The following is a 21836-nucleotide window of genomic DNA, read 5'->3' as shown; positions in this document are numbered from 1 at the left end:
TTTGGTATCCTTTAAGTAACTGGTATCAAAAATATATCATTTTGGTGATACTTTTGCTACATGGAATTAATGAAAAGCAAAATTATTTTAATAACCGGTGCAACAGGTGGTATTGGAAAAGCCGCTGCAATAGAGTTAGCCAAAGGTGGAGCTCACTTAATTATACATGGGCGTGATGAGGAAAAAACGAAGCATGTTCAGCAAGAAATAATTCGTGTGACGGGAAACACGCAGGTCGATATAGTTACAGCTGATTTGTTTCTGGCAGCCGATACAAAAGCTATGGTTGCAGAAATTAAATCCCGGTTTCCAGTCGTTGATATATTAATTAATAATGCCGGGGTAATGATGAATAAAAACAGGGAAAATACATCAGAAGGAACGGAAAAGACGATCGCATTAAACCTGATTGCTCCCTTTTTACTTATGACCGGATTACTGCCGTGCTTGATAAAAAGCGATAAAGGTCGTATTATAAACGTTTCTTCTTCTGCCCATCGTCAAAACGCAGAACCGAATTTCAATAATATCAGCGAAGATGATTATTCGCCAATGAAAGCTTATGGTAACGCAAAACTGTATCTTATACTGATATCCCAACGCCTATCCGCGCTGTTAAAAGAAAATGGTGTAGATAGTATTACAGTTAACAGTATGCATCCGGGTGCCGTAGCCACCAATTTTTCGACTCAAAGTGATTTAGGTTGGTTGTTCAACTTTTTAGGCAAAATTGCCCGCCGTTTTTTTCGTACTCCCGAGCAAGGCGCTGATACCTTAGTCTACCTGGCAACTTCATCTGACATAAAGGGGGTAACAGGAAAATATTTTATAGATCGAAAGACGGCAGAAGTGAATCCGAAATATGATAATGTAGCAAATGAAAAAGTAGTTTGGAATTGGTTGGAAGAATATACCGGAAGCGCATTTTCAATGGATAATCTTTAACATGAAGAGCTTCATATTTGCATTACGGTGCGGATATCTGGCAAAAGCAAATATCTGTTTTTAGTTGCGTTAGCGGAGAAGAGATGGCACTAACAGTATAACATCTAAACCTTTTTACTGGTTTTGCCCAGAAAAATAGATAAGACATAATGATTGTAGCGTCAATCAATACCATGGCCACTTTACTTAACTGGCCGCGATAAAAAGGCAAGACGTGTTTATTTTGAGATTTAAAATATGGTTCCATGAAATTTAAATTCATGGAACACAAGATAATTTCAATAATACAGGACTTTTAGGTAAAATTTTAAGTTACTATAAATTAATAAAATCTATCTGTTGGACTTGAAAGGAAGTTCAATAGGTAACTTTTATCTAATGGTAAATGTTCAAAGAATAACTATTGGTAACTTTCGCTATGATGAAATATACATTTATGCCAAACGCATACCGCCATCCATGATAATTTCTGCGCCTGTAATAAAGCTGGAGGCATCGCTGCAAAAATAGGCTACCATTTTACCAACGTCACCGGCTTTGCCCATAGTCCCTAATGGGATCTTGCTGAGTATGCCGGTTTTAACCGCCTTTAAGGTTGCTTCATCAAATCCGGCTTTATTGAGTATTTCTGTCTCGGTAGGCCCGGGGCTTACAGCATTTACCCTGATTTTTCTTGGGGCCAGTTCAAGGGCTGCTATCCGCATAACAGAATTCAGCGCTGCTTTACTTGACGAATAGATCGAGGAAGCTATATTGTTTGTACTGGCCACATTCGAAGAAAGGAATACTACCGAGGCTCCGTCATTTAAAAGCGGGATAAATTTGCTTAAAGTAAAATAGGCGCCTTTTAAATTGATGCCCATGACTTCATCGTACATGGATTCTGTGGCGTCTGCTATGGTGGTGCGGCCAATAATCCCTGCATTAATGAATAAAATATCGATTTTGCCAAATTGTATATTGACCTGCTCTGCAAGCCCTGTAACCGCCTGGACGTCTGATTGGTCGGCAATCATACCTGTGACGCCAAGTTCCTTTGCTGCGATCTCAATAGCTTCTTTCCGGCGGCCGGTAATAATAACCGTCGCCCCTTGTTCTTTAAATTCTTTTGCTGTTGCATAACCAATCCCTGAATTTCCACCGGTTATCACCGCAACCTTGTCCTTTAATGCTTTCATTTTTTTATTGATTTGAGGGCAAAATTATAAACTAAATGATATAATTTTGTTACCAGTATAACAGAGTATACCACTATGGGCAATCAAGTCAAAAGCAAAAAGGCGAAAGAAATTCTTTCTGAACCCCGTAATCAGAAAGAGGAGGTTCAGGCACTTCAGGATGCTATCTATGTTATTGGCGGAAAATGGAAGCTGCCAATCATCAATTCCCTTTGCAATGGCAACAGGCGGTTCAGGGAAATTGAACGCAGTATTCCAGGTATCACTACCCGCATGCTTTCCAGGGAACTCAAAGAGATGGAGGCAAACCAGATTATTGTGCGAACAGTTATTCCCTCTAACCCCGTTTTGGTAGAATATACGGTGACAGATTATTGCTACTCATTTGGTGACATTATTTTGGAAATGATCAAGTGGGGCAAGCAGCATCGACGGAAACTGAAGACTGTTACCGATTAAGATTTACGACTTCCGGACTTCTCTATCTCAATTCTTTGATTTTTGTATCTTTGCATAATGGATACGCATCATATAAGAAACGAAATCAATGGGCAGTTGCCTGCATTTAAGGCCGCTTTCTATCAGTTTTCCGCTGGACCTTCGCAGGCGGACTACAGCCGCAGGGATTTTTATAAAATATGGCTGGTCAACCATTCAGGTACGTTAACGTTTCCAGAAAGGTCAGTCCGGATTAGCGGTCCATCGCTTTTGTTCCTGCATCCATTATTACCCTATGCCTTTATGCCGGACGAAAAAGAACGGTCAGGCTACTGGGCAATTTTTACGGAAGCTTTTTTAAGAACCGATGCCCGTGCTGAGAGATTTTCCTTACACAGTTTATTCCGCATGGAATCTCCCACTATTTTAACTTTGCAGGATGAGGGCTATGCTACAGTCAGCTTCCTGTTCCAGCATATTGTTTCCACTTATCATTCGGGCTATACCTTAAAATACGAAAGCCTGAAAAGTTATATTGACCTGCTGATGCATGAAGGATTAAAAATGCAGCCTGCGGAAATCAATGGCACAAGGCAGAATGCGGCATTCCGCATAGCAGGACAATTTTTAGATACCCTTGAAAAACAATATCCTATAGCAACGCCCATGGAGCCGATAGTGCTCAGGAAGCCCAAGGATTTTGCCGCTGTGCTTGCGATCCATGTCAACCACCTGAACGCCGTTGTTCAGGAAGTAACTGGTAAATCCACGCGGACCCACATTGCAGAACGGATGATCGCCGAAAGCAAGGCACTGCTTCATTTCTCCAATTGGAGCATTGCCGATATTGCCTATTGCCTTGGTTTTGAATACCCCAATCATTTCAATAATTTCTTTAAAAAACATACGGGGGCAACACCACTTTCCTTACGCAGGTGAAATCCTTTGATTTTTGTACAAATTGCTTTGATACGGGCTGGCTCGCCACTGTGTCGCAAACTACCTTTGCCATAACAAAAAGATTATTTGTTATGGAAAGTATTCAAAAAACAATGAAGGCCTGGCGGCTCGAAAAAATGGGCGGTAAACTGGAGTTAAAAGAGATTCCGGTTCCTGAAGTCCGTGCTGGAAGCGTACTGGTAAAAGTAGCCGTTTCGGGTTTGGTATCCTATCTAAAAAGTTATACGGAAGGGCAATTAGCCGTTTATAATCCGCCTCCCCATGAGTTTACAATGGGCAGTAATGCCATTGGCTATGTCGAAGCGGTTGGACAGGATGTATGGCATTTAAACCCGGGCAGCGAGTGGTACTTTCCTCCCACATTACAGCACGCGAAAATGTTAAGAGCCCGATGATGATCCTTTTGGGGATTACTAAAAACGGTGACACAGCACTTCCAGCCCAATTGGATTGGCCCGATGGTACGCTGGCTCCTTATGTACTCGCTCCGGCAGAAACACTTACCCCACTGGACGGACTTGAGCAATATACAGATGCACAACTCTCTGCAGTGACCCGCTTTGTAGTGCCTTATGGCGGCCTGCTCAAAGGGCAGCTGGCAGCAGGTGAAACCATTGTCATCAATGGCGCAACAGGCTCGTTTGGTTCTGCGGCTGTCTTCCTTTCCGTAGCTATGGGTGCCTCCAAAATTATTATCACTGGCCGGAATAAAACAATGTTAGCTGAAGTAGCCCAAAAAGCAGGCCCACGCGTTGTGCCTGTTGTCTTAAAAGGAAATCCACAGGAAGATGCCCTGGCCATCAAGGATGCCTGTGGAGGCGGCGCAGATATGGCTTTCGATATGGTTGGTAACGCCAAAGACCCCAATTCCACGCTGGCTGCCCTTTTCAGCCTCGTGCCGGGCGGCCGCCTGATTATTATGGGGAGTATGGCGGTGGACCTGCCGGTCCCTTATACTTATGTGATGATCAATAGCTGGTCGATCATTGGCAATTTTATGTACCCCAAAGATGCCACCAGAAAAATGCTTGAACTGGTAAAAAGCGGGCAGCTGCCTATCGATGTCATAGCACCGCAGGTGTTCCGGATGGCAGAACTGCACCAGGCTATGGATGCCGCAGCCAGCGCAGGTAATCTTCAAAATATTATGATCGATTGTCAATCTTAAAATTAAATGCGATGCAAGTCAAATTAGAAAAAGAACTGGAACTTATCAGGTATGTAAGGCATAGTATTCTCGAAACGATAGCAGACCTTAGTACGGAACAGATGAACCTGGTACCCACCAATATGAAAAACAACCTGATCTGGAACGTGGGTCATCTGGTGTTTACCCAACAAATGTTATGTTACCAACTTGGTGGAATTACACCAACAATAGACATCCCTTATTTTGCGCAGTTTTCGCCCGATACACATCCCGGTGCTTTTATCAACGACACAGAAATTGAAAAAATCAAGGACGCATTTTCCGAAGCTTTTGAAAAGCTGGCAGATGATGTAGCCTCAGGCAAGCTGGATCATTACGCCGCATGGGACCTACCATCAGGTATTGCCATTGAAGGCATTGAAGATGCCATAGCAACCAATGCCGTACACGAAGGCAGGCACTTTGGCGTCATCATATCCTTAACCAAGCTTGTCGCTAACCCAGCGGATTAAAGAACCATAAAAACTTCGAAATATGTTAATTAAAAACGAAGGTTGGACCCTTGCCGACATGCCTGACCTTAGGGGGAAAGCTGCTATTGTTACCGGTGCCAATACCGGAATTGGCTATGAAATTGCGCGGTCACTTTATGTGGCCGGGGCTGATGTTACCATTGCCGCAAGGGATGAAACAAAGACAATGGCTGCAATAGCACACATGTCGTCCGGGCAGGGTCGTGGCTCGATAAAATATGCCGCACTTGACCTGGCAGACCTTGATTCGGTCAAACGGTTTTCGGAAGCTTTTTGTGATCATCACCCGGCACTGGATATCCTTGTCAACAATGCGGGTGTTATGTACCCACCTGCAACACGGACGCGGGAAGGGTTTGAATTGCAATTCGGGGTTAATTTTCTCGGCCATTTTGCCCTTTCAGCCCGGCTGTCCGCAATACTTTTTAAAACACCGGGCTCACGTATTGTAACAATGTCCAGCGGTGCTTATAAACGGGTAGAAAACATAGATTTCAGTAACCATAAAATGGAAAAGGGTTACGATGCTGCTCAAGCATATGCTACCAGTAAGCTGGCAGACCTTGTTTTTGCACTGGAATTAGACAGGCAGATAAGAACCATGGGGCACCAGACTGCTTCCATTGCAGCTCATCCAGGGGTGAGCAGGACAAGCCTCCAACGACATATTGACCCAAAGGAACTGGATAAGCGGATGTTAGCATTTGGGGAGACTATGCCTCCCACACAGGCGGCTTTGCCGGCACTCTATGCCGCCACATCGCCTGAGGCGACCGGCGGGGCATATTATGGCCCTGATGGCGAGCACGAATACTCAGGCTGTCCTGCTCCAGCCTTGATCACAGAAACAGCAAAGTCCACGCAGCTCGCTGCGCAGTTATGGGAACTGGCAGAAGAGGCTACCAGCGTATCTTTTTATAATAAATATTAAAATGGCAATGCAAAGGCCTAACGGTGCTATGCACTGCCATTTTTTATCAGGACGGAAGTGGCAGGGTCTGCAGTAAGTCCATAAAGTGGATTTCTAGTTTGCGGTAACTGATGCGCCAGCCATCGGCTGTCTTCACCAGCTCGTCCGTAAAGGCGCCTGCAACATACAGCGAAGGCGTTATTTTACCATCTGTGAGCTTACCTTTATGGGTGGCCCAAAGATCGGTACGTGCGCTCGCTTTTTCGCCTTCAACTTTTACAACAGGATTTCCGGCCAGATGCTGCCAGTTGGAAAAGCTGCTCATATTTCCCACGGTATGTTTATCACCACGCATAATAACAGCCATGTGCTCATAAGATGTGGGCGGGTTACCAGCGGCACTGTAATCCAAAACTGCGTCCTTGGTAAAGATATCCTTCCATATTTCAAGGATATTAGGGTCATCGCCCTGATGGAGGTCCTGACCAAAAGAATAACGGGTGATTACATCCTGGATCTCGAAACGATCCACTGCATACTGAACTTTTTCTTCTATGCTCATATCGATATTTAATTTCTACAAAGATGCGACATAGAAGATCACTACTGAGGTTGATATACTTTTGTATACTAATTTTTGTAAGATGGAAATGAAATGTGAAAAAATATATTCTGATACGGAAATGCGTCTTTTGCAAGATGCACTCTATGTTCTGAACGGCAAATGGAAACTTTATATTGTACGCGCCATGGCAGAGGGGAATAACCGTTTTTCCGACCTTAAAAATACGCTGAAAAGCATTACGCCCCGTATGCTTAGCAAGGAATTGAAGGAGTTGGAAGTAAACCATATCATTACTAAAGTTGTCCATGAGGAAGAATATCCCTCATGGACTGAATACCGGTTTACCGATTACAGTAAGGCGCTGGCACCGATGATGGACGATCTGATCAATTGGGCGGCATCACATCGTCAGGAACTTTTCGCGGGCAGGCAAAACACTTAAACAGCAATCATATCCCAAATTATTGAAAATGCAGTTTCAATAATTTGGGACTGTTTTTTTAAACTTGCCGGATGTTCGATAAGGTATTGATGGATGCTAAAAGTGTGTCCCCTGACCAATGCAAAAATAAGTTCCGGATCTATTTTTTTTAAAACCCCTTCTTTTACACCTCTTTTAAGGATGGTAAGGAAAGGTTTGATATGTGAGTCAATTTCTTTGGCTGCCAGCTGATTCAGATATGGGGAATTACTGAACTGCACGGTAAAACTGAATTCAATCGGATTGTTTAGTGCCCAAAATAAAGGGGTCTTAAAATATCCCTCAATGAGCCTTTTTATAGAAGTTTCACCTTCAATATCGGCCATGATAGCAGCTGTCATTTTTCCCTTAATATCAACATAGAGAGAAGTGACCAGCTCATCCTTGGTTGAAAAAAAATAAAATAGTGTGCCACTGGAGAGCCCTGCCTCCTTTGCGATTTTTGCAGTTGGCGTACCATGAAAACCAAACTCTACAAATAGTTTCAGGGCAGTATCCAACAAATGCTGTTTTTTATCCATGGGGGATGTATTATTATAATCTAGGTAAGTGTCCCGCAAAATAATTCATTGACCATTATCGTATCAAGAAATTCTTTTTGCTCTGTAATCAGACCGTTTTCAACTGTTATTAAAAAAACAATCTGGTTATCATAAATTCGACCATCAATCCTTTTTGCATAATTCCGGATCTGTACTACCGCCTTGTTCCCTTCTACGATAATGGAATTAATCGTAATTTTCAATCCATCAGGAAAGCGCTCCCTGATAATTCCGAAAATCTGAGCCATGCGCTGCTCATCCTGAAAACCTCCGAAAGGCCAGGATCCCTCACCGCTTATCCAACGTACATAGGATGGTGACTGGTACATTGAAATTTCTTCAAACCGCCCATTGATAATTGCATCAAAATATTTTTCAACTAGTTCTTTTGTTGACATAAGTATAAATTTTAGTGACTGACTAAACAGTCACAAAGATAAAAAAATATTTGAAATGCTTATAAATATGACAGGATTAGGTGATCAGGAGTGGTCAACGAAAATCGATTAAAGACAATAAGTGCCAATTTTCTTAGTGAAAAAAGGGAAAGGGTATTTTGTGAATTCGGTGAAAGTGGTTCTTCCCCAATTTTGGTGGTCAATCCGGTGCTAACACTAGTCTTTTCCCGAGTAAATCGAAGCTTGCCCTTCCGTACATTTAACGTTAATAGTCTTCAGTTTGTTAATATTGCCTTCGACTGGACCATTGCTCCAATGTAGATTAATAGCATTTTCAATGGATTGAAGATGGGGAAGAACCATTTTTGCCGAATGCCCACTAAGGACACTTAATTCTACTTTGACTATAGCTTGTCTTTTGTTACTTAAAATATAGTCAAAAAATATCATGTTTATCTTCGTATAAGTTACAATAGTTTTTCGTCAACAAATCATGATTGTCCAAACAACAAGGCATCATTTTTAAGCAGCAGAGCTCTACTTATCCCCGTGCAGATAATTAATCGGTATCAATCTTCTTGTTTATTATGGATAGGAATTTGCGAAATGGATATTTAACTATCGTTTTTAATGATGAACTTTATTTATACCACCAAGCTCTCTGTGTGGGATAATAATATCGGTATGATCGAGTTTTAACCATAAGCCAGTGATAGATTGTAAAGTAAATGGATCATGGAAACAGCTTATTTATATGTACGCGTAAGTACCGATGAACAAAAGAGGAAAGGCTACTCCCTTGTTGAACAAGAGGAGCGTCTGATTCAATACTGCGAAATAAACAACATTGAGATCAAAGGTGTCTTCCGTGAAGATTATTCTGCAAAGGACTTTAACCGGCCAGAATGGAAGAAACTAATCGTTACGATTAAAAAGAAAAAGCATATGCACGCACAGAATATATTATTTCTTAAATGGGATCGGTTTAGTCGCAATATTCAATATGCGTATCAGATGATGGGAATATTAAAAAGTCTAAACGTGCAGGCCATGGCTATCGATCAGCCGATTGATTTTGAAATTCCGGAGAGCATTGTAATGCTTGCGGTCTATTTATCTATTCCTGAGGCAGAAAATCATAGACGAGGATTAAATACCTCTGATGGGATGCGAAGAGCAAAGAAAATGGGTCGATGGGCCGGAAAAGCACCAATTGGGTACATTAACCTCACCTCTTTGGATGGAAAAAAATTTATCGCTCCAAAACAACCAGAGGCAGATCATATAAAATGGTCCTTTAAAGAATTAGTTAAAGGCAGACTAAATGTTGAGGAAGTTAGGAGAATGGCATGCGCCAACGGTTTTCAATGTAGCAAGACCAATTTTTGGAAACTTATTCGCAATCCTATGTATTGTGGCATTATTACCCTGCGCGCTTCCAAGATCGAAGAGCTGCAATTTATCAGGGGTGATCATCAGCCATTAATTTCAGAAAGTTTGTTTTACCAGGTACAAGCTTTTTTAAACAGCAGACGAAGGATAAAGGGTAAAAAGAAAAATTTATTCCTGTGGTTTCCGCTGCGAGGATTTTTAATTTGTCCTTTTTGTCATAGTAAGTTAACAGGGAGTTTTTCTCAAGGCAAAAAGGCAAAATATGCATATTACCATTGTGCTAAACCAAATTGTAAGGGTAGATTTAGAGCTGATAAATTAAATGAATCTTATGAGGATGAATTAAAGAAGATACGTCTTAGACCAGAGATTCATGAGCTTTTTAATTTAATTCTTGAAGATGAAAATATTTATTCAACTCGGAAAATACATATCAATGAACGAAAGGCGATCCTCGATAAAATTTCAAAACAACAAAATTTGATGTCAAAGGCAAGGATGTTTTATTTAAGTGAGAAAATAGACTTTGAAGATTTTGGCAGCTTTAAAAAAGAGTATAATGAAATATCAGGTTATTTGAATAGCCAATTAGAGAGAGCTACCATCAGACTGTTAAGTGCCTGCCGGAATTATGAGGTTTGGCCTCGGGAAGATGTGACGGTTTTTCATTCCTATGCCAATCAAGACATTGAAGATAAGCGTAGCATCATAAGCCTGTTTATGCCCTCAAAGATTAATCCAGTTACTAAAACCCTTGCGTCCCTACAATTTGACGAAGCGTTATCACTTGTTATCAATTACTGCTGATACAAATTAGCTTATCTCAGTTTTCATCTCAGTGTATTGTCTTTCATTATAAATCTTAAAAACATACGAATATGCAATCATCCACAAATAATAAATCTAAAGACTTTTCAAACAGAGCGGTTACCGTTAATCAAGCAATCAGAGTATTAAAGCGTAATGGTATTGAGGCAGATGAAACTCAGGCGGGTAAAATTTTGGACGTTCTTTATTTGCTTGCTAAGAGATTTAGACGTCTCGAGGATCCCGGAATAGTCAAAGACCTTAAGGGTAAATCGAACACCTAAAGGGCTCTATAACTAAGCTCAAGAGGTTTTTTTTTAAAAAGAGATTAGAATCTAGATAAGATTCGATGAATTGTCGAACACCTTTATTTTGAAGAAACTACAATTTTAAATCGCTAATAGTCAGCAGGGTAGTCTTATAAAAAAAAGTGAACAACCCTAATAGGTCGTTCACTTAAGTAGCCCGTAGGGGAATCGAACCCCTGTTTCCAGAATGAAAATCTGGCGTCCTCACCCCTAGACGAACGGGCCATTAATCTGAGTTTGATTTTGAGTTCTCTAGTTTGGAGTAATTCCTACCTAAAAACGCTCAACTCCCAACTGAATTGGTAGCGGGGACACGACTCGAACGTGCGACCTTCGGGTTATGAGCCCGACGAGCTACCAACTGCTCCACCCCGCACTTTATCTTACTTCAATACTCCGTTTGAAGGAGTGCAAAAGTATACATTATTTTCAGTTTTTAAAAGGCTTAATAGATTTTTATTTAATTTTTTGGATTATATGCTTGATTTTTAGTGAATTATTTTTGCTGTTTAATGATTTTTATGAGGGCAAAAATATGGGAGTTATTGGGGAGTCAAGCGCCCACGTACCATTTCGGATAAGCCGAAACCTATTGATCCCTTTTGGCCAGAACAGCTAACGAACATACCTTAAATTATAGGGCATTCGCTATACTGAAAAATTGACCAAAAGGGATCAGATAATTTGGTTGATGATGTTAAGCGGTTGCACTTACATTGGCTTCGCTCATCGCAATTTCACTCAGTAGTGCATCAGTATCTTTTTCTTCTGCAAGTGTTTCTGCCAATAACTGCTCAGCATCGGTATGCCCCATTAATTTTGCATAAGTAACCAAACAGCCATAGCTTGCAATTTCGTAATGCTCTACTTTTTGAGCGGCCGAGATCAGTGCTGCATCCAATACTTCCGGTTGTTCAGAAAAACTTTCAATTATTTCATCAGCCTCTTCTAAAAGACCTTCCATTGCTTTACATTTTTTTCCTCTTGCCGTGAGGTCTATTGAAGAGAATACTTCTTTTAAACGGTCTATCTGGCCTTCAGTTTGGCTGTAATGCGTTTCAAAAGCTTCTCTAACCTTTTCACTGCCTGCAGCTCCGGCAAGTTTTTTTAAACCTTTTAAAAGTTGCTTTTCTGCTCCAAGAATATCTCTCAGCTCATCTACAAATAATTCGTGCAGGTGCGCATTCGGCATTTCTGCATTGTTTTTTTGATTTGCCATATCGTTTTTGTTTAAGTGAATAATGGTTTACTGAAAGAACAGTCCCTTTTTTAAAAAGGTTTAGCGAAAAATGTAATCACGTATTTAATACATGAGTTTCCGAATTTCCCGTGATATGATTACCGCAACAGGCTTTATTGAGGCAGGGTTATTATAGTCAGAAGAGGTCTGTTTGCAGGGGGGGTAAATGACTGATATTTAATCTATTATGTGTATTGTTAAGCATAACGCCTCGCTTGGTAAAGCTGGCGATTAGACTGGGCTATATCCGGTAATTAATCAGGTTAGGAGCGTATTTAGCGCAAAAATTTTCATTTAATACTTGATTTGACATTATGCGGAACTTTTTAAACGGCAGGATGTCATTAAATAAGTCTAACTATTAAATTAAAAAATTATGTTTTACCACGTTAAAGAACTACAGTTTAATGCCCGTGTATCCCAACCTGATCCTCGTTTTGCGAGATTGTTGCTTGAACAGTTTGGGGGAGGGAATGGCGAATTAAAAGCTGCCATGCAATATTTTACACAGGCCTTTACCTGCAGGCAGCCTCATCCGGATAAGTATGATATGCTCATGGATATTGCCACAGAAGAATTTAGCCATCTTGAAATCGTCGGTGCAACCATCCAGATGCTTCTTGGCGGAGTGAACGGAGAACTAAAGGATGCAGCAGAAAAAGATGAGCTATCGACATTGCTTGACGGACAGGCAGCTAAAGATCAGTATGTACACGAAGCTATGGTAAATCCTCAATTTGCTATAGTAAATGGTGGTGGTCCCGCATTAACAGACAGTAATGGAAATCCGTGGACGGCAGCTTATGTCAATGCCAATGGAGATTTAACAGTAGATATGAGATCGAATATGGCTGCAGAGTCGAGGGCTAAAATCGTTTACGAGTATTTGCTAAAATTTACAGATGATCCGTATGTTAAAGATACGTTAAAGTTTTTAATGACAAGGGAGGTTGCACATTATCAAATGTTTGAGGCCGCATTGGCTACTATCCAACCTAATTTTCCGCCGGGAATACTTCAGGGAGAACCACAGTACAGCAATCTTTATTTCAATATGTCGCAGGATGGTAATGCATCCGCTCCATGGAATCAGGGCAAAAGTTCCCAATTAGGCGAAGAATGGACCTACGTGGCAGACCCTATACAGACCGTTAGGGATACCGCGGGTTTAACGGATTTAAACCCTGAAAATGCTCAAAAGCGTTCGGCACAAGATGTAAAGGAAGCCGAAAAGAAGCTAGGGGAAATTAGAAAAGAAGAAATTGATGCTGCTGTTCCGGCTAGTGAAAATCAATGGAGCAGCTATCCTGGTACCTTATCTTAATTAATCGTTAACATACTGATTAAGAATATGGAACATAAACTAAAAATCAACAGGAGGAAGGATATACCCGTTCTGTTAGAGGGGCACAATGAACTCAGTTAAACTAAACCGGGTCCAATTAGAAGGCATACAGTATGTGTATATACAATTGTATGCTTTTAATTGGACTCGTAAGTGCACAACTTCAAATCTTATGAGACTGTTTCTCCGGTAGATAGTCTTATACAGCATTTGGGCGAAACTTACAGGTGACGGGAAGGATGCAGCTGGGTATTGTTTTTTCGTTTAAAAATGAGCCTTTTAATGGTTTTGATTAATTCGTCCAAATCAAAAGGCTTGGCGATAAAAGCATCCCAGTTGGAAGCTTTCTTTGATTTTACTGCATTGTCAAAAGCTGAAAAAAGAATTACAGGGATAGTAGCCGTTTCAGCCTTTGTTTTTATTTGCCTGCAGAGTTCATCGCCATTTATTTTGGGAAGCAGGTAATCCACGATAATGATATCAGGTTGAAACCGCAAAGCCAATTCATGCAGGTTCTCCGTATATTCAAAACCTTTCACGCTAAAATGGTAATCAGCAAATATTTCGATTAAAATTTCGCGCAGGGGCAAATCATTTTCAATCAACAAAATTTTTTGTCTGGTTTGCTTTCCGCTAAAGGTTTTGGGCGATATGGAGTGATTTATTTTCATAGGTTGTGGATGTAGCATAAATTAGGTTATGGATGTAGTATAAATTTAAGGCTATGATTTAATTCTCGAAACGTAACAAGTACGTGTTATTTCGCGAATTAATACGGATTTTGACCATTCCTCAACTTTTACAAATGAAATAGTACAAAGAAAAAAGGTTGTGTATTATTAATGGAGTATCTGGAGATGGCCAGCTAAAAATTGAAACAAAATACAGCAAAGGAAAAGGGGGTAGGAAATAATATTGTTCTTTTTCCGCTAAGGATGCCTAACAAGGGATTGGAGAGAATATATAAGCCAGCAACTTAGGAATAAAATCACAGTTAAATTTCTTTCGGTTTAAACCATAAAAACATTAACCTGAATTTTTTGTGAAAAAAGCGCTGGCTGATGAGGCATTTGCTGGCCTCAATTAATGGAGGAAGCCATTTTGGATGGCAAACCTGATCAGTGCAGCCGTATTTTTAGAGCCGGTTTTATCGATCAGCGTTTGTCTATGCCCTTCAACAGTTCGTTTGCTTAGAAAAAGCTTATCGGCCATTTCGTTATTGGTATAACCTTCTGCAATAAGGTTAAGTACTTCCATTTCCCTTAGTGAGAAATCGATTTGCAGGTTCTGCTCTTCAGCCTGCCTTGATACATTTTTAATGAGTTGTCCCAATAGTTTTTGCGATAATTCGGCACAAAGGTATTGGCCCCCTTTTGAAACCCACTTTAATGCAAAGGCCAGCTCATCCGCTCCAATACTTTTTAGTAAATAACCCGATGCTCCCTCCATAAAAGCCTGGGCAACATATTTTTCATTATCCAGCATGGAGAGTATAATTACCTTTATCTGCGGTTTTAAAGATTTGAGTTTTTTAGTCAGGTTAATACCATCCATTTCTGGCATATTGATATCTGCAAGTACAATATCACCTTCCCCACCGTTTTCGAAGTAGGAGAGTACCTCAAGGCCATGAGCTGCTTCTGCAACTACTGAAATTTCAGGCTGTGATTCCAGCAGTATCTTAATGCCATTGCGTACGATGATGTGGTCTTCTGCAAGTATGATTTTCAATGTGTTATATTTATTTAGGTTAAAAAATATTTAGTTTCATCATTTCAGTATCGATCATGGAAAAACTTCCTTAAAATCTGAAAAGTTAAAGGATAAACTAAAGCGGGCACCGGCGTGGTTATATATTTTAAGTTCTCCGTTCAACAACGATACCCTGTTTTTAATTCCCCTCAGTCCGGAGCCCCTGCGCAGGGCTATTTCTATATCTTCATCAAAGCCTTTCCCGTTATCCGAAATCACGACACTGGCTATGTTATTTTCCAGGCATACTGTAATTTGAACTTCGCTCGCCTGTGCATGTTTTATGCAGTTGTTCAATAATTCCTGTACGATCCGAAATACATAGAGTTGTACATTGGCAGGTAACTTATCCGCGTGATGATGGATTTTACAATAAATTTTGAAGGTTTCATGGCTAAGGCGGTGGGCCATTTCTTTTATACCTGCTGTAAAACCAAAATCTTTAAGGATAGAGGGGGTAAGCTCATAAGATATTGCCCTGATCTCCCGGATAACCTCATCAATCAAAATGGTAATATTATTAAGCTCTTCCTGCTCATGTTTTCCTTTTTTTAAATGATGAAAATTAAAGCGGATGCCATAAAGCAACTGGCAGATGCTATCGTGAAGCGCAGCACTGATTTTATTTCTCTCCTTTTCCTGGGCATTGATCGAAGCCTCGGTTAAAAGCCGCTGTTGCTCGCTTTTATCTTCATACTCTTTTGCAATTGCACGTTTCCTTTCAGAAATATCAAGTAAAATGCCTGTGAAATAATGCTCCCCTTCATTTGAAATTACTTCTTTGCCTTTAACCAGAATGGTTTCCTGCTCCTTTTTTTGGGTTTGCAAACCTAATTCCAGGTCTACTTCCCTTAACGAACCTGATGTTTTACAAATCGAACAGACTTTTTGGCGGTCCTGCGGCACGATTAAATCTAAAAATGATTCAATCGTATTAGTCAACTCCCCGTTGTTAATCGATAATATGTTTTTACTGAATTCATCAAGGAAAACCCGGTTTTGTTTTGGCCAGATTCTCCAGGTACCTGTAAGTGATGCCTTAAGAATTTGATTTAAGCTTTCGGTGGTGTCTGTAAGGTTTTGGGCCACATTTTTAGATTCTGTAACATCAGTTAAGGTAATATAATAGTCTATTTGTTCTGTATCGGGATTTTTTATCGCCGTACCCCCAACCTGAACAAAAAGTACCTTTTCCTCTCTTGTTGTTAATTTTGTTTCGTAGCAGTTGCCACTATCAGAATGTTTAAGCCTTTTTACAAATTCATAAAAATCTTCCCGTACAGCAGGCAATAACCAATCAGTAAAATACCTGCCTTTAATCTCCCATTTTTGCTGTTTAAGTAATTTTGAACCTGCATGGTTGAGTTCTTTAACAATGCATTGGCCGTCCAGTATAAAATAACTAATTGGGGCAGAATCGAAAAAATCGGCGAACCTGGAACGTTCCATCTCTGTTGTCTTGTACGAAGCCTTAAGCTCATCGTTTTGCATTTCCAGTTCAAGCTCATGGATTTCGAGTTCATTTAATAAGGCTGCAACTTCTCCGGTCCCCGTATTATCGTCAGATTCATTCTGTTTAACCGATAATTGTTCTGCCCTTAAACGGAGTGCTGTTAAAATTGCTTCTTTCGAGATTTTACTCAGTCCTTTTCTTCGTGTTTTTTTTAGCCTCAAAATCAAAACATTATTAATAATAATCCTATTGAGTGTGACTCAATTTTATTTCTTGTTTTTTCGATAATGGCGTTAAAATGCTGATGCAGTGTTGGGCCCACTAGCAATGGGAGGGCCTATTCCAGCTAAAAGACTTATATGCCAGTTATAACAACTTCAAGGGAAAAAAGTTCTGTTCATTATTTATTTCTTTACCAGTGGTACGGTAAAGCCAGGAACGGGGTATTTACAACAGGCCATTTTTATTATCCGCTATGGCTTATCGAATAACGCTTAAGCTGTTTCTTGAGCATAATTCTGGCCTGGTGGATATGCGTTTTAATGGTACCCAGAGGCAGATCCAGTTCCTCTGCAATTTCACAATATTTATAACCCTCAAAATGCCTGATAAAGGGAATTTTATATTGATCGGGCAACTTTGAAAGAGCCATGTTAATATCATCCATTAAAAGCTTGTTTTCTGCTGCATTATATTCGGCGCTATGGTTAAGGCTCGAATCGTTGATTTCTTCCTCGTTACTTATAATGGATTTTCTCCTGGTGCTGCTCCTGTACTGGTTAACAAAGGTATTACGCATAATTACAAACAGCCAGCCCTTCAGATTGGTGCCTTCCTGAAATTTATGAAAGAAACGAATGGCCTTTACCAGGGTATCCTGCACAAGATCATTGGCATCATCCAGGTCTTTGGTAAATTGCATAGCATGCATTTGTAAAGAGCTTGAATTAATAATGACGAGTTTACTGAATTCTGTTCTGTTCATAAGTTTAGATTTAGGTAGATGGGGTTTAAATTTTTAGTTTATGCTATCATGTGTATAGTTTAATCGATACCGTATTTGTAAATGAATATCCCGTATTGCTTTGCCGTTAATGGCAGCTTATTCATTTATACTGTTAAGTACAACTTTAAGGAGTATTGGTTTACGCTTTTTACATTTAGGGTATTTATATCATTACCCCGTATTTATACGTAATGGATTGCTAATGCCTGCAGGGATACGGTTGTGCCATAACCTTTACAGCGCTTAAGTCCGAAAAAAATAAAACCATTGCTGTAAAGCGGGTATCAGCAACAGGCCACATCAGATAGAAAACCTTTGGAAATCATTTTCCGTCCGGAAGTTTTAATAAAATATAAGCTGTTGCGGCTTTTCTGGCTGATGAAGGTACATATACCTGTTTTTAGAATAAGATAAACCAATCAAAAGTTGCCGGTGTTAGCCAGTTATTGATCATTCACAAAACTTTTATTCAGTTAAAAGTTCTAAAAATCACTAACTATGAAAGCAGCAGTATTTCACAAACCCGGAGATATCCGGGTAGACAACGTACCTGATCCCTCGATTCTTGATCCCCGTGATGTAATTCTCCGGATCACATCTACAGCCATTTGTGGTTCAGATCTTCACATTTTAAGCGGAGCAGTACCACAAAAAGATCCCATGATTATGGGGCACGAATTTATGGGGATTGTTGAAGAAACCGGTTCGGCTGTTCTGAATCTAAAAAAGGGCGATCGCGTAATTGTTCCTTTTCCAATTGCCTGTGGCCAATGTTTTTTCTGTACCCACCAGGCCTCACCGGCGTGTGAAAACTCCAACTACAAGAATTATGGGCCGAATGGGAATTTAACGGACCAAAAAGGCGGCGCATTATTTGGTTATACCGATTTGTATGGAGGTTATTCAGGAGGGCAGGCACAGTACGTGCGGGTACCTTATGCCGATATCAGTCCCAGGATTGTGCCTGAATTCCTGGAAGATGAGCAGGCGTTGTTCCTGACGGATATTTTTCCGACGGGATGGGCCGCAATAGATTGGGCCCAGCTAAAGGGAGAAGAGGTGGTAGCCATATTTGGCTCGGGGCCGGTTGGTCTTATGGCTCAAAAAGCGGCATGGATTAATGGTGCCGGGCGGGTAATCGCCATTGACCCGCTGGATTACCGTTTACAAAAGGCCAGGCAGGTAAATAATGTCGACACGTTAAACCCCGATAGAGATGATGTAGTGGCAGCCATAAGAGAGATGACCGATGGGCGAGGTGCCGATGTTTGTGTTGATGCCTGCGGTTTTGAGCCGGAACGTTCTTTTATGGATAAAGTAAAAGCAACGGTTAACTTTGAAAAAGGATCGATTAAAGTGCTCGAAATGTGTTTCGAAGCCGTGAGGCGAATGGGAACCGTTTCTATTATGGGGGTTTACGGTTCTATGTACAATAATTTTCCATTACACCGGATTTTTGATAAAGGCATTACCATCAAACAAGGACAAGCCCCGGTATTAAACTATATCGATAAGCTTATTGATTTGGTTAGTGATAATAAAGTAGTCCTGGATGATATCATTACGCATGTGCTGCCACTTGATGATGCCACCAATGCTTATAAAATATTTGATGAAAAGGAAGACGATTGCGTAAAGGTTGTGCTTAAGCCCTAAACATAGCCTTAATTAAAATGAATGCAGTTATAAGGTTATTTGCCGGTTTCCAGGTCAGGAGCATCTACTGGTTTGGATTCTGGTGATCCTTTTTGTCTTAAAAAGATCGTTAAAATCACGATTGCAGCTACCGACAGAAACTCACTTTGCCAGTTTTGAAAGGTTTCAAACCAAAAATCTGCACGGCCAATATACTCCCACACGTTCATCAGCGCTTTTCCCTTTAGTAAATTTTCGGCATTATGATCTTGCCAGCTGCCGTAAAAATGCATTGCCCAGCTAAACAGGAAAAGAATGACAAATGCGATAGACAATGAATTGCGGTATAACTTTAAAATCCAGCCACCTTTTTTAACTGCCCACGGCGCCTGGGGAGAAGCTACAGGTTCGCGGTCAACTTCTTCCTCTTCATCCAGTTTCTTAGATTCAGCAGACCCGATTTGTCTGAGCTGAACGGTTAATAACACGTATAAAGCCATTTGGAGGAATTCACTTTCAAAGTTTTCGAATGTTGCACTTACAAAATGCCCGGAAGTTAAATAAGTAGAAAAAGAAAGCGGCAGGCCATTTTCTTCCTGCAGCTCATCGTTATGTGTATGCCAGCCGGTAATGGCCTGGGCCAGGAGCGTAACAATGAAAAGGGAAAGAAATACAATCGAAAGCCCATTGCGGTAAAACCAGGTCTTTTTAGGATATTCTTTAACTGCAGTCATAATTTTTTTGTGTTTAATGCTCCAGATATTCCAATAATAATTTGGCACAATGATTAACGGTAGCCATAATAATCGCTTCAGGTTCGCCCAGGAAATTGCAACGCTCAGCAAAGATGATTTCGTTATCCTTTATCGCATAAAGAAACATCGTTCCAACCGGTTTTTCCGAATTTTCGCTTCCTCCCGGTGCGGGTAAACCCGTAACTCCTATGTAAATATCGGCTTCAATCAAACTTCTTAGTCCCAGCGCTATAGCGCGGGTAACTTCCATAGATTCGGGTGTATATTTGTCTATCAATTCTTTTTTAACCTTTAAAAGTTCAACTTTTAAATTGGCATCGTAACAAACCACCGCTCCTCTGAGAAATTTTCCGGCATCAGTAATAAGAGAAAATTCGGCTGCCAGTCTGCCTGCCGTTGCACTTTCTGCAAAAGCAATAGTTAATTTCCGCTCAATAAGTATTTTTCCGGCGGCTTCGAAAATCTCTTTGGCCATTACTAAATCTCATTAAGAAAGGTCATTTTACTGATGTTAATCTGCTCAAGGTCTTTTTGGGGCGGGCCGGTAATTACTTTCCCATTAATGGCATAGCGCCCGCCATGGCAAGGGCAATCCCAGCTTTTTTCAGTCCCGTTCCACTTTACGGTACACCCGGCATGCGTACAGGTAGGACTTAGTGCTGTTACCTGTCCTTTGGCATCTTTGTAGATGGCCATTTTATGTCCTTCAAAAGAAACTATTTTGCCTTCATCCGGTTCAAGCTGGTTAATGGAATCAAGTGTTTCTGCAGAAAACCTATCGGCAACAAAATGATAGGCTACATCTGCGTTTTCCTTTATAAATTCTACAAACCCTGCTACAGGTTTAAGCCGCGAGGGTTTAAACAAATCGGCAAGGCGATTTTCTTTTTTAAGGATTAAATCGTGAAGGATCAGGGCTGACAAGGTGCCCAGGATCATCCCATTTCCATTAAATCCGGTTGCTGCGAAAACCCTTTCTTCTCCGCCGGGTAAATGGCCTATGTAAGGTAAACCATCAACCGGGACATAATATTGAGATGACCATCGATATGGAATATCACTTACTTTAAAATACTTTCGCACATACTGTTCAAGGTTTTCAAAGGCTTGCTGAGGATCTTCGTGGCCTGTTTTATGATCCTCACCTCCAACAATCAATATCTTTTCGCCATTAATCTTATGGGTTCTAAAGTAGTGATAGGGCTCCTGCATATCATAAGCCAGGCTTTCCGGATAGTTGCCATCTTCCAGTTTAACACCTAAAACATAACTTCTGTAGGGTGCGTTACGCAGAGAGAGCAGGTTCACCCCCGGTGGGATGTGCGTGGCATATACTAAATTTTTAGCTTGCAAGGTAATGTGTTCAGCCTCAGCATTGTGGATTTCATCTTTAAAGCTGCTGCCGGTAATGATGGTGTTTTCCAATAAGATACCCCCAAGCTTTTGAAAGGCTTCGGCCATGGCATAAATGTATTTTAGTGGATGAAACTGCGCCTGGTCTTTAAACAGCAGTGCGTGCTCAAAATCGATTGGGAGGCCGTTTTCAAAAACTTCGGAAACAGCTACACCGGCTTGTTTGGCAGCGCTTAAGATTTCCTGTAGCTGCGCAGTTTCTTTTTCAGTCTGCGAGAAAAGATAGGCATCTTTATATTCAAAATCTGCATTTATACCCAATGTATCAACATTCGCCTGGATAAAATCAATAACATTTTTTGCTGCGGTGGCCATCATTTTGGAAGCTTCAGTGCCAAATGCGCCATCAATTTCGGGATAGGTAGTATCAAAAAAAGTGTTTAAATGCGCCGTCGTTCCCCCGGTGGTGCCAAAACCCAGGCAATGTGCTTCGGCCAGCACACATTTTTGACCTGATTTTTGCAGCAAAAAAGCTGTCGTTATCCCGGTAATACCACCACCAACAATCAGCGTATCATAAATTACACCATTTTCAGCAGCAGGCTGCTCAATTTCTCTGCTTAAAGAGGATTGCCAGGGTGATTCTGTTTGACCATCCCGCATGTTTTCTAAGTGATCTTGTTTTTTCAT

At 40.8% G+C, this 21836-nt stretch carries 23 protein-coding genes and 2 tRNA genes; 11 read left to right on the top strand and 14 right to left on the bottom strand.

The genetic code is table 11. The features are described from left to right. Nucleotides 1-69 precede the first annotated feature (69 nt). Complete coding sequence (locus GGQ60_RS14895) at nucleotides 70-945, top strand: SDR family oxidoreductase (RefSeq protein WP_183765880.1); 876 nt, start codon at nucleotides 70-72, stop codon at nucleotides 943-945. Between the two features lie 434 nt (nucleotides 946-1379). On the opposite strand, the gene GGQ60_RS14890 is transcribed toward GGQ60_RS14895, so the two are convergent. Then, nucleotides 1380-2123, bottom strand: coding sequence for an SDR family oxidoreductase (locus GGQ60_RS14890; RefSeq protein WP_183765877.1), 744 nt, complete (start codon nucleotides 2121-2123; stop codon nucleotides 1380-1382). A 75-nt stretch (nucleotides 2124-2198) separates the two neighbouring features. Here GGQ60_RS14890 and GGQ60_RS14885 point away from each other — a divergent pair, with 75 nt between their 5' ends. From GGQ60_RS14885 to GGQ60_RS14865, 6 genes are all read left to right on the top strand, one after another. Next, nucleotides 2199-2582, top strand: coding sequence for a winged helix-turn-helix transcriptional regulator (locus tag GGQ60_RS14885; protein WP_183765874.1), 384 nt, complete (start codon nucleotides 2199-2201; stop codon nucleotides 2580-2582). A 57-nt stretch (nucleotides 2583-2639) separates the two neighbouring features. Then, on the top strand, nucleotides 2640-3500 hold the full coding sequence (locus tag GGQ60_RS14880) for a helix-turn-helix domain-containing protein (RefSeq protein WP_183765871.1): 861 nt from the start codon (nucleotides 2640-2642) through the stop codon (nucleotides 3498-3500). 92 nt (nucleotides 3501-3592) lie between these two features. Beyond that, complete coding sequence (locus GGQ60_RS22920; RefSeq protein WP_221235977.1) at nucleotides 3593-3916, top strand: alcohol dehydrogenase catalytic domain-containing protein; 324 nt, start codon at nucleotides 3593-3595, stop codon at nucleotides 3914-3916. Further along, nucleotides 3865-4689, top strand: coding sequence for an MDR/zinc-dependent alcohol dehydrogenase-like family protein (locus GGQ60_RS14875; RefSeq protein ID WP_221235976.1), 825 nt, complete (start codon nucleotides 3865-3867; stop codon nucleotides 4687-4689). The genes GGQ60_RS22920 and GGQ60_RS14875 overlap by 52 nt, the downstream gene beginning before the upstream one ends. Nucleotides 4690-4700: 11 nt before the next feature. Beyond that, a complete protein-coding gene (locus tag GGQ60_RS14870) occupies nucleotides 4701-5183 on the top strand; it encodes a DinB family protein (RefSeq protein WP_183765868.1) in 483 nt (160 codons plus the stop codon). Nucleotides 5184-5205: 22 nt separating this feature from the next. Further along, entirely contained in the window at nucleotides 5206-6135 is a 930-nt protein-coding gene (locus tag GGQ60_RS14865; protein WP_183765866.1) for an oxidoreductase, read from the top strand. 46 nt (nucleotides 6136-6181) lie between these two features. Here the strand turns inward: GGQ60_RS14865 and GGQ60_RS14860 are convergent, their stop codons facing one another. Beyond that, nucleotides 6182-6676, bottom strand: a complete 495-nt coding sequence (locus GGQ60_RS14860; RefSeq protein ID WP_183765864.1) for a nuclear transport factor 2 family protein — start codon at nucleotides 6674-6676, stop codon at nucleotides 6182-6184. 82 nt (nucleotides 6677-6758) lie between these two features. Between GGQ60_RS14860 and GGQ60_RS14855 the strand changes: the two genes are divergently transcribed. Then, complete coding sequence (locus tag GGQ60_RS14855; RefSeq protein ID WP_183765862.1) at nucleotides 6759-7121, top strand: winged helix-turn-helix transcriptional regulator; 363 nt, start codon at nucleotides 6759-6761, stop codon at nucleotides 7119-7121. On the opposite strand, the gene GGQ60_RS14850 is transcribed toward GGQ60_RS14855, so the two are convergent. Together GGQ60_RS14850 and GGQ60_RS14845 are read right to left on the bottom strand one after the other, a co-directional pair. Beyond that, nucleotides 7118-7681, bottom strand: coding sequence for a TetR/AcrR family transcriptional regulator (locus tag GGQ60_RS14850; RefSeq protein ID WP_183765860.1), 564 nt, complete (start codon nucleotides 7679-7681; stop codon nucleotides 7118-7120). The two genes, GGQ60_RS14855 and GGQ60_RS14850, sit on opposite strands and share 4 nt — an antisense overlap. 20 nt (nucleotides 7682-7701) lie before the next feature. Further along, nucleotides 7702-8100, bottom strand: coding sequence for a nuclear transport factor 2 family protein (locus GGQ60_RS14845; protein ID WP_183765858.1), 399 nt, complete (start codon nucleotides 8098-8100; stop codon nucleotides 7702-7704). A 735-nt stretch (nucleotides 8101-8835) separates the two neighbouring features. Here GGQ60_RS14845 and GGQ60_RS14840 point away from each other — a divergent pair. After that, entirely contained in the window at nucleotides 8836-10299 is a 1464-nt protein-coding gene (locus GGQ60_RS14840; RefSeq protein WP_183765856.1) for a recombinase family protein, read from the top strand. Nucleotides 10300-10760: 461 nt separating this feature from the next. On the opposite strand, the gene GGQ60_RS14835 is transcribed toward GGQ60_RS14840, so the two are convergent. From GGQ60_RS14835 to GGQ60_RS14825, 3 genes are all read right to left on the bottom strand, one after another. After that, nucleotides 10761-10832: transfer RNA gene (locus GGQ60_RS14835), tRNA-Glu, on the bottom strand. Nucleotides 10833-10907: 75 nt separating this feature from the next. Beyond that, nucleotides 10908-10983, bottom strand: a tRNA-Met gene (locus tag GGQ60_RS14830). A 321-nt stretch (nucleotides 10984-11304) separates the two neighbouring features. Continuing rightward, entirely contained in the window at nucleotides 11305-11826 is a 522-nt protein-coding gene (locus GGQ60_RS14825) for a YciE/YciF ferroxidase family protein (RefSeq protein WP_183765853.1), read from the bottom strand. Nucleotides 11827-12223: 397 nt separating this feature from the next. Between GGQ60_RS14825 and GGQ60_RS14820 the strand changes: the two genes are divergently transcribed. Next, complete coding sequence (locus GGQ60_RS14820; RefSeq protein WP_183765850.1) at nucleotides 12224-13171, top strand: manganese catalase family protein; 948 nt, start codon at nucleotides 12224-12226, stop codon at nucleotides 13169-13171. Nucleotides 13172-13413: 242 nt separating this feature from the next. Here GGQ60_RS14820 and GGQ60_RS14815 read toward each other — a convergent pair whose 3' ends face one another. The 4 genes from GGQ60_RS14815 to GGQ60_RS14800 form a co-directional block, all read right to left on the bottom strand. Beyond that, the gene (locus tag GGQ60_RS14815) at nucleotides 13414-13863 is read right to left on the bottom strand and encodes a response regulator transcription factor (RefSeq protein WP_183765847.1); all 450 of its coding nucleotides are present in this window, start codon (nucleotides 13861-13863) and stop codon (nucleotides 13414-13416) included. Between the two features lie 412 nt (nucleotides 13864-14275). Next, complete coding sequence (locus tag GGQ60_RS14810) at nucleotides 14276-14923, bottom strand: response regulator transcription factor (protein WP_183765844.1); 648 nt, start codon at nucleotides 14921-14923, stop codon at nucleotides 14276-14278. 54 nt (nucleotides 14924-14977) lie between these two features. Continuing rightward, nucleotides 14978-16618, bottom strand: coding sequence for a PAS domain-containing sensor histidine kinase (locus tag GGQ60_RS14805; RefSeq protein ID WP_183765841.1), 1641 nt, complete (start codon nucleotides 16616-16618; stop codon nucleotides 14978-14980). A gap of 245 nt (nucleotides 16619-16863) precedes the next feature. Then, the gene (locus tag GGQ60_RS14800) at nucleotides 16864-17382 is read right to left on the bottom strand and encodes an RNA polymerase sigma factor (protein WP_183765838.1); all 519 of its coding nucleotides are present in this window, start codon (nucleotides 17380-17382) and stop codon (nucleotides 16864-16866) included. Nucleotides 17383-17901: 519 nt separating this feature from the next. On the opposite strand from GGQ60_RS14800, the gene GGQ60_RS14795 reads away from it, so the two are divergent. After that, entirely contained in the window at nucleotides 17902-19059 is a 1158-nt protein-coding gene (locus GGQ60_RS14795; RefSeq protein ID WP_183765835.1) for a zinc-dependent alcohol dehydrogenase, read from the top strand. Nucleotides 19060-19094: 35 nt separating this feature from the next. Here the strand turns inward: GGQ60_RS14795 and GGQ60_RS14790 are convergent, their stop codons facing one another. The 3 genes from GGQ60_RS14790 to GGQ60_RS14780 are packed head-to-tail and all read right to left on the bottom strand — an operon-like array spanning nucleotide 19095 to nucleotide 21836. Beyond that, the gene (locus GGQ60_RS14790) at nucleotides 19095-19772 is read right to left on the bottom strand and encodes a DUF6766 family protein (protein ID WP_183765832.1); all 678 of its coding nucleotides are present in this window, start codon (nucleotides 19770-19772) and stop codon (nucleotides 19095-19097) included. Nucleotides 19773-19785: 13 nt separating this feature from the next. Then, complete coding sequence (locus GGQ60_RS14785; protein ID WP_183765830.1) at nucleotides 19786-20268, bottom strand: CinA family protein; 483 nt, start codon at nucleotides 20266-20268, stop codon at nucleotides 19786-19788. A gap of 2 nt (nucleotides 20269-20270) precedes the next feature. Continuing rightward, nucleotides 20271-21836, bottom strand: a complete 1566-nt coding sequence (locus GGQ60_RS14780) for an FAD-dependent oxidoreductase (RefSeq protein WP_183765827.1) — start codon at nucleotides 21834-21836, stop codon at nucleotides 20271-20273.

Origin of the sequence: Pedobacter zeae (assembly GCF_014196715.1) — a bacterium.
Classification (GTDB): Bacteria; Bacteroidota; Bacteroidia; order Sphingobacteriales; family Sphingobacteriaceae; genus Pedobacter; species Pedobacter zeae.
The sequence above is the reverse complement of the archived record's forward strand: the minus strand, read 5'-3'. Positions and strand labels throughout refer to the sequence as shown.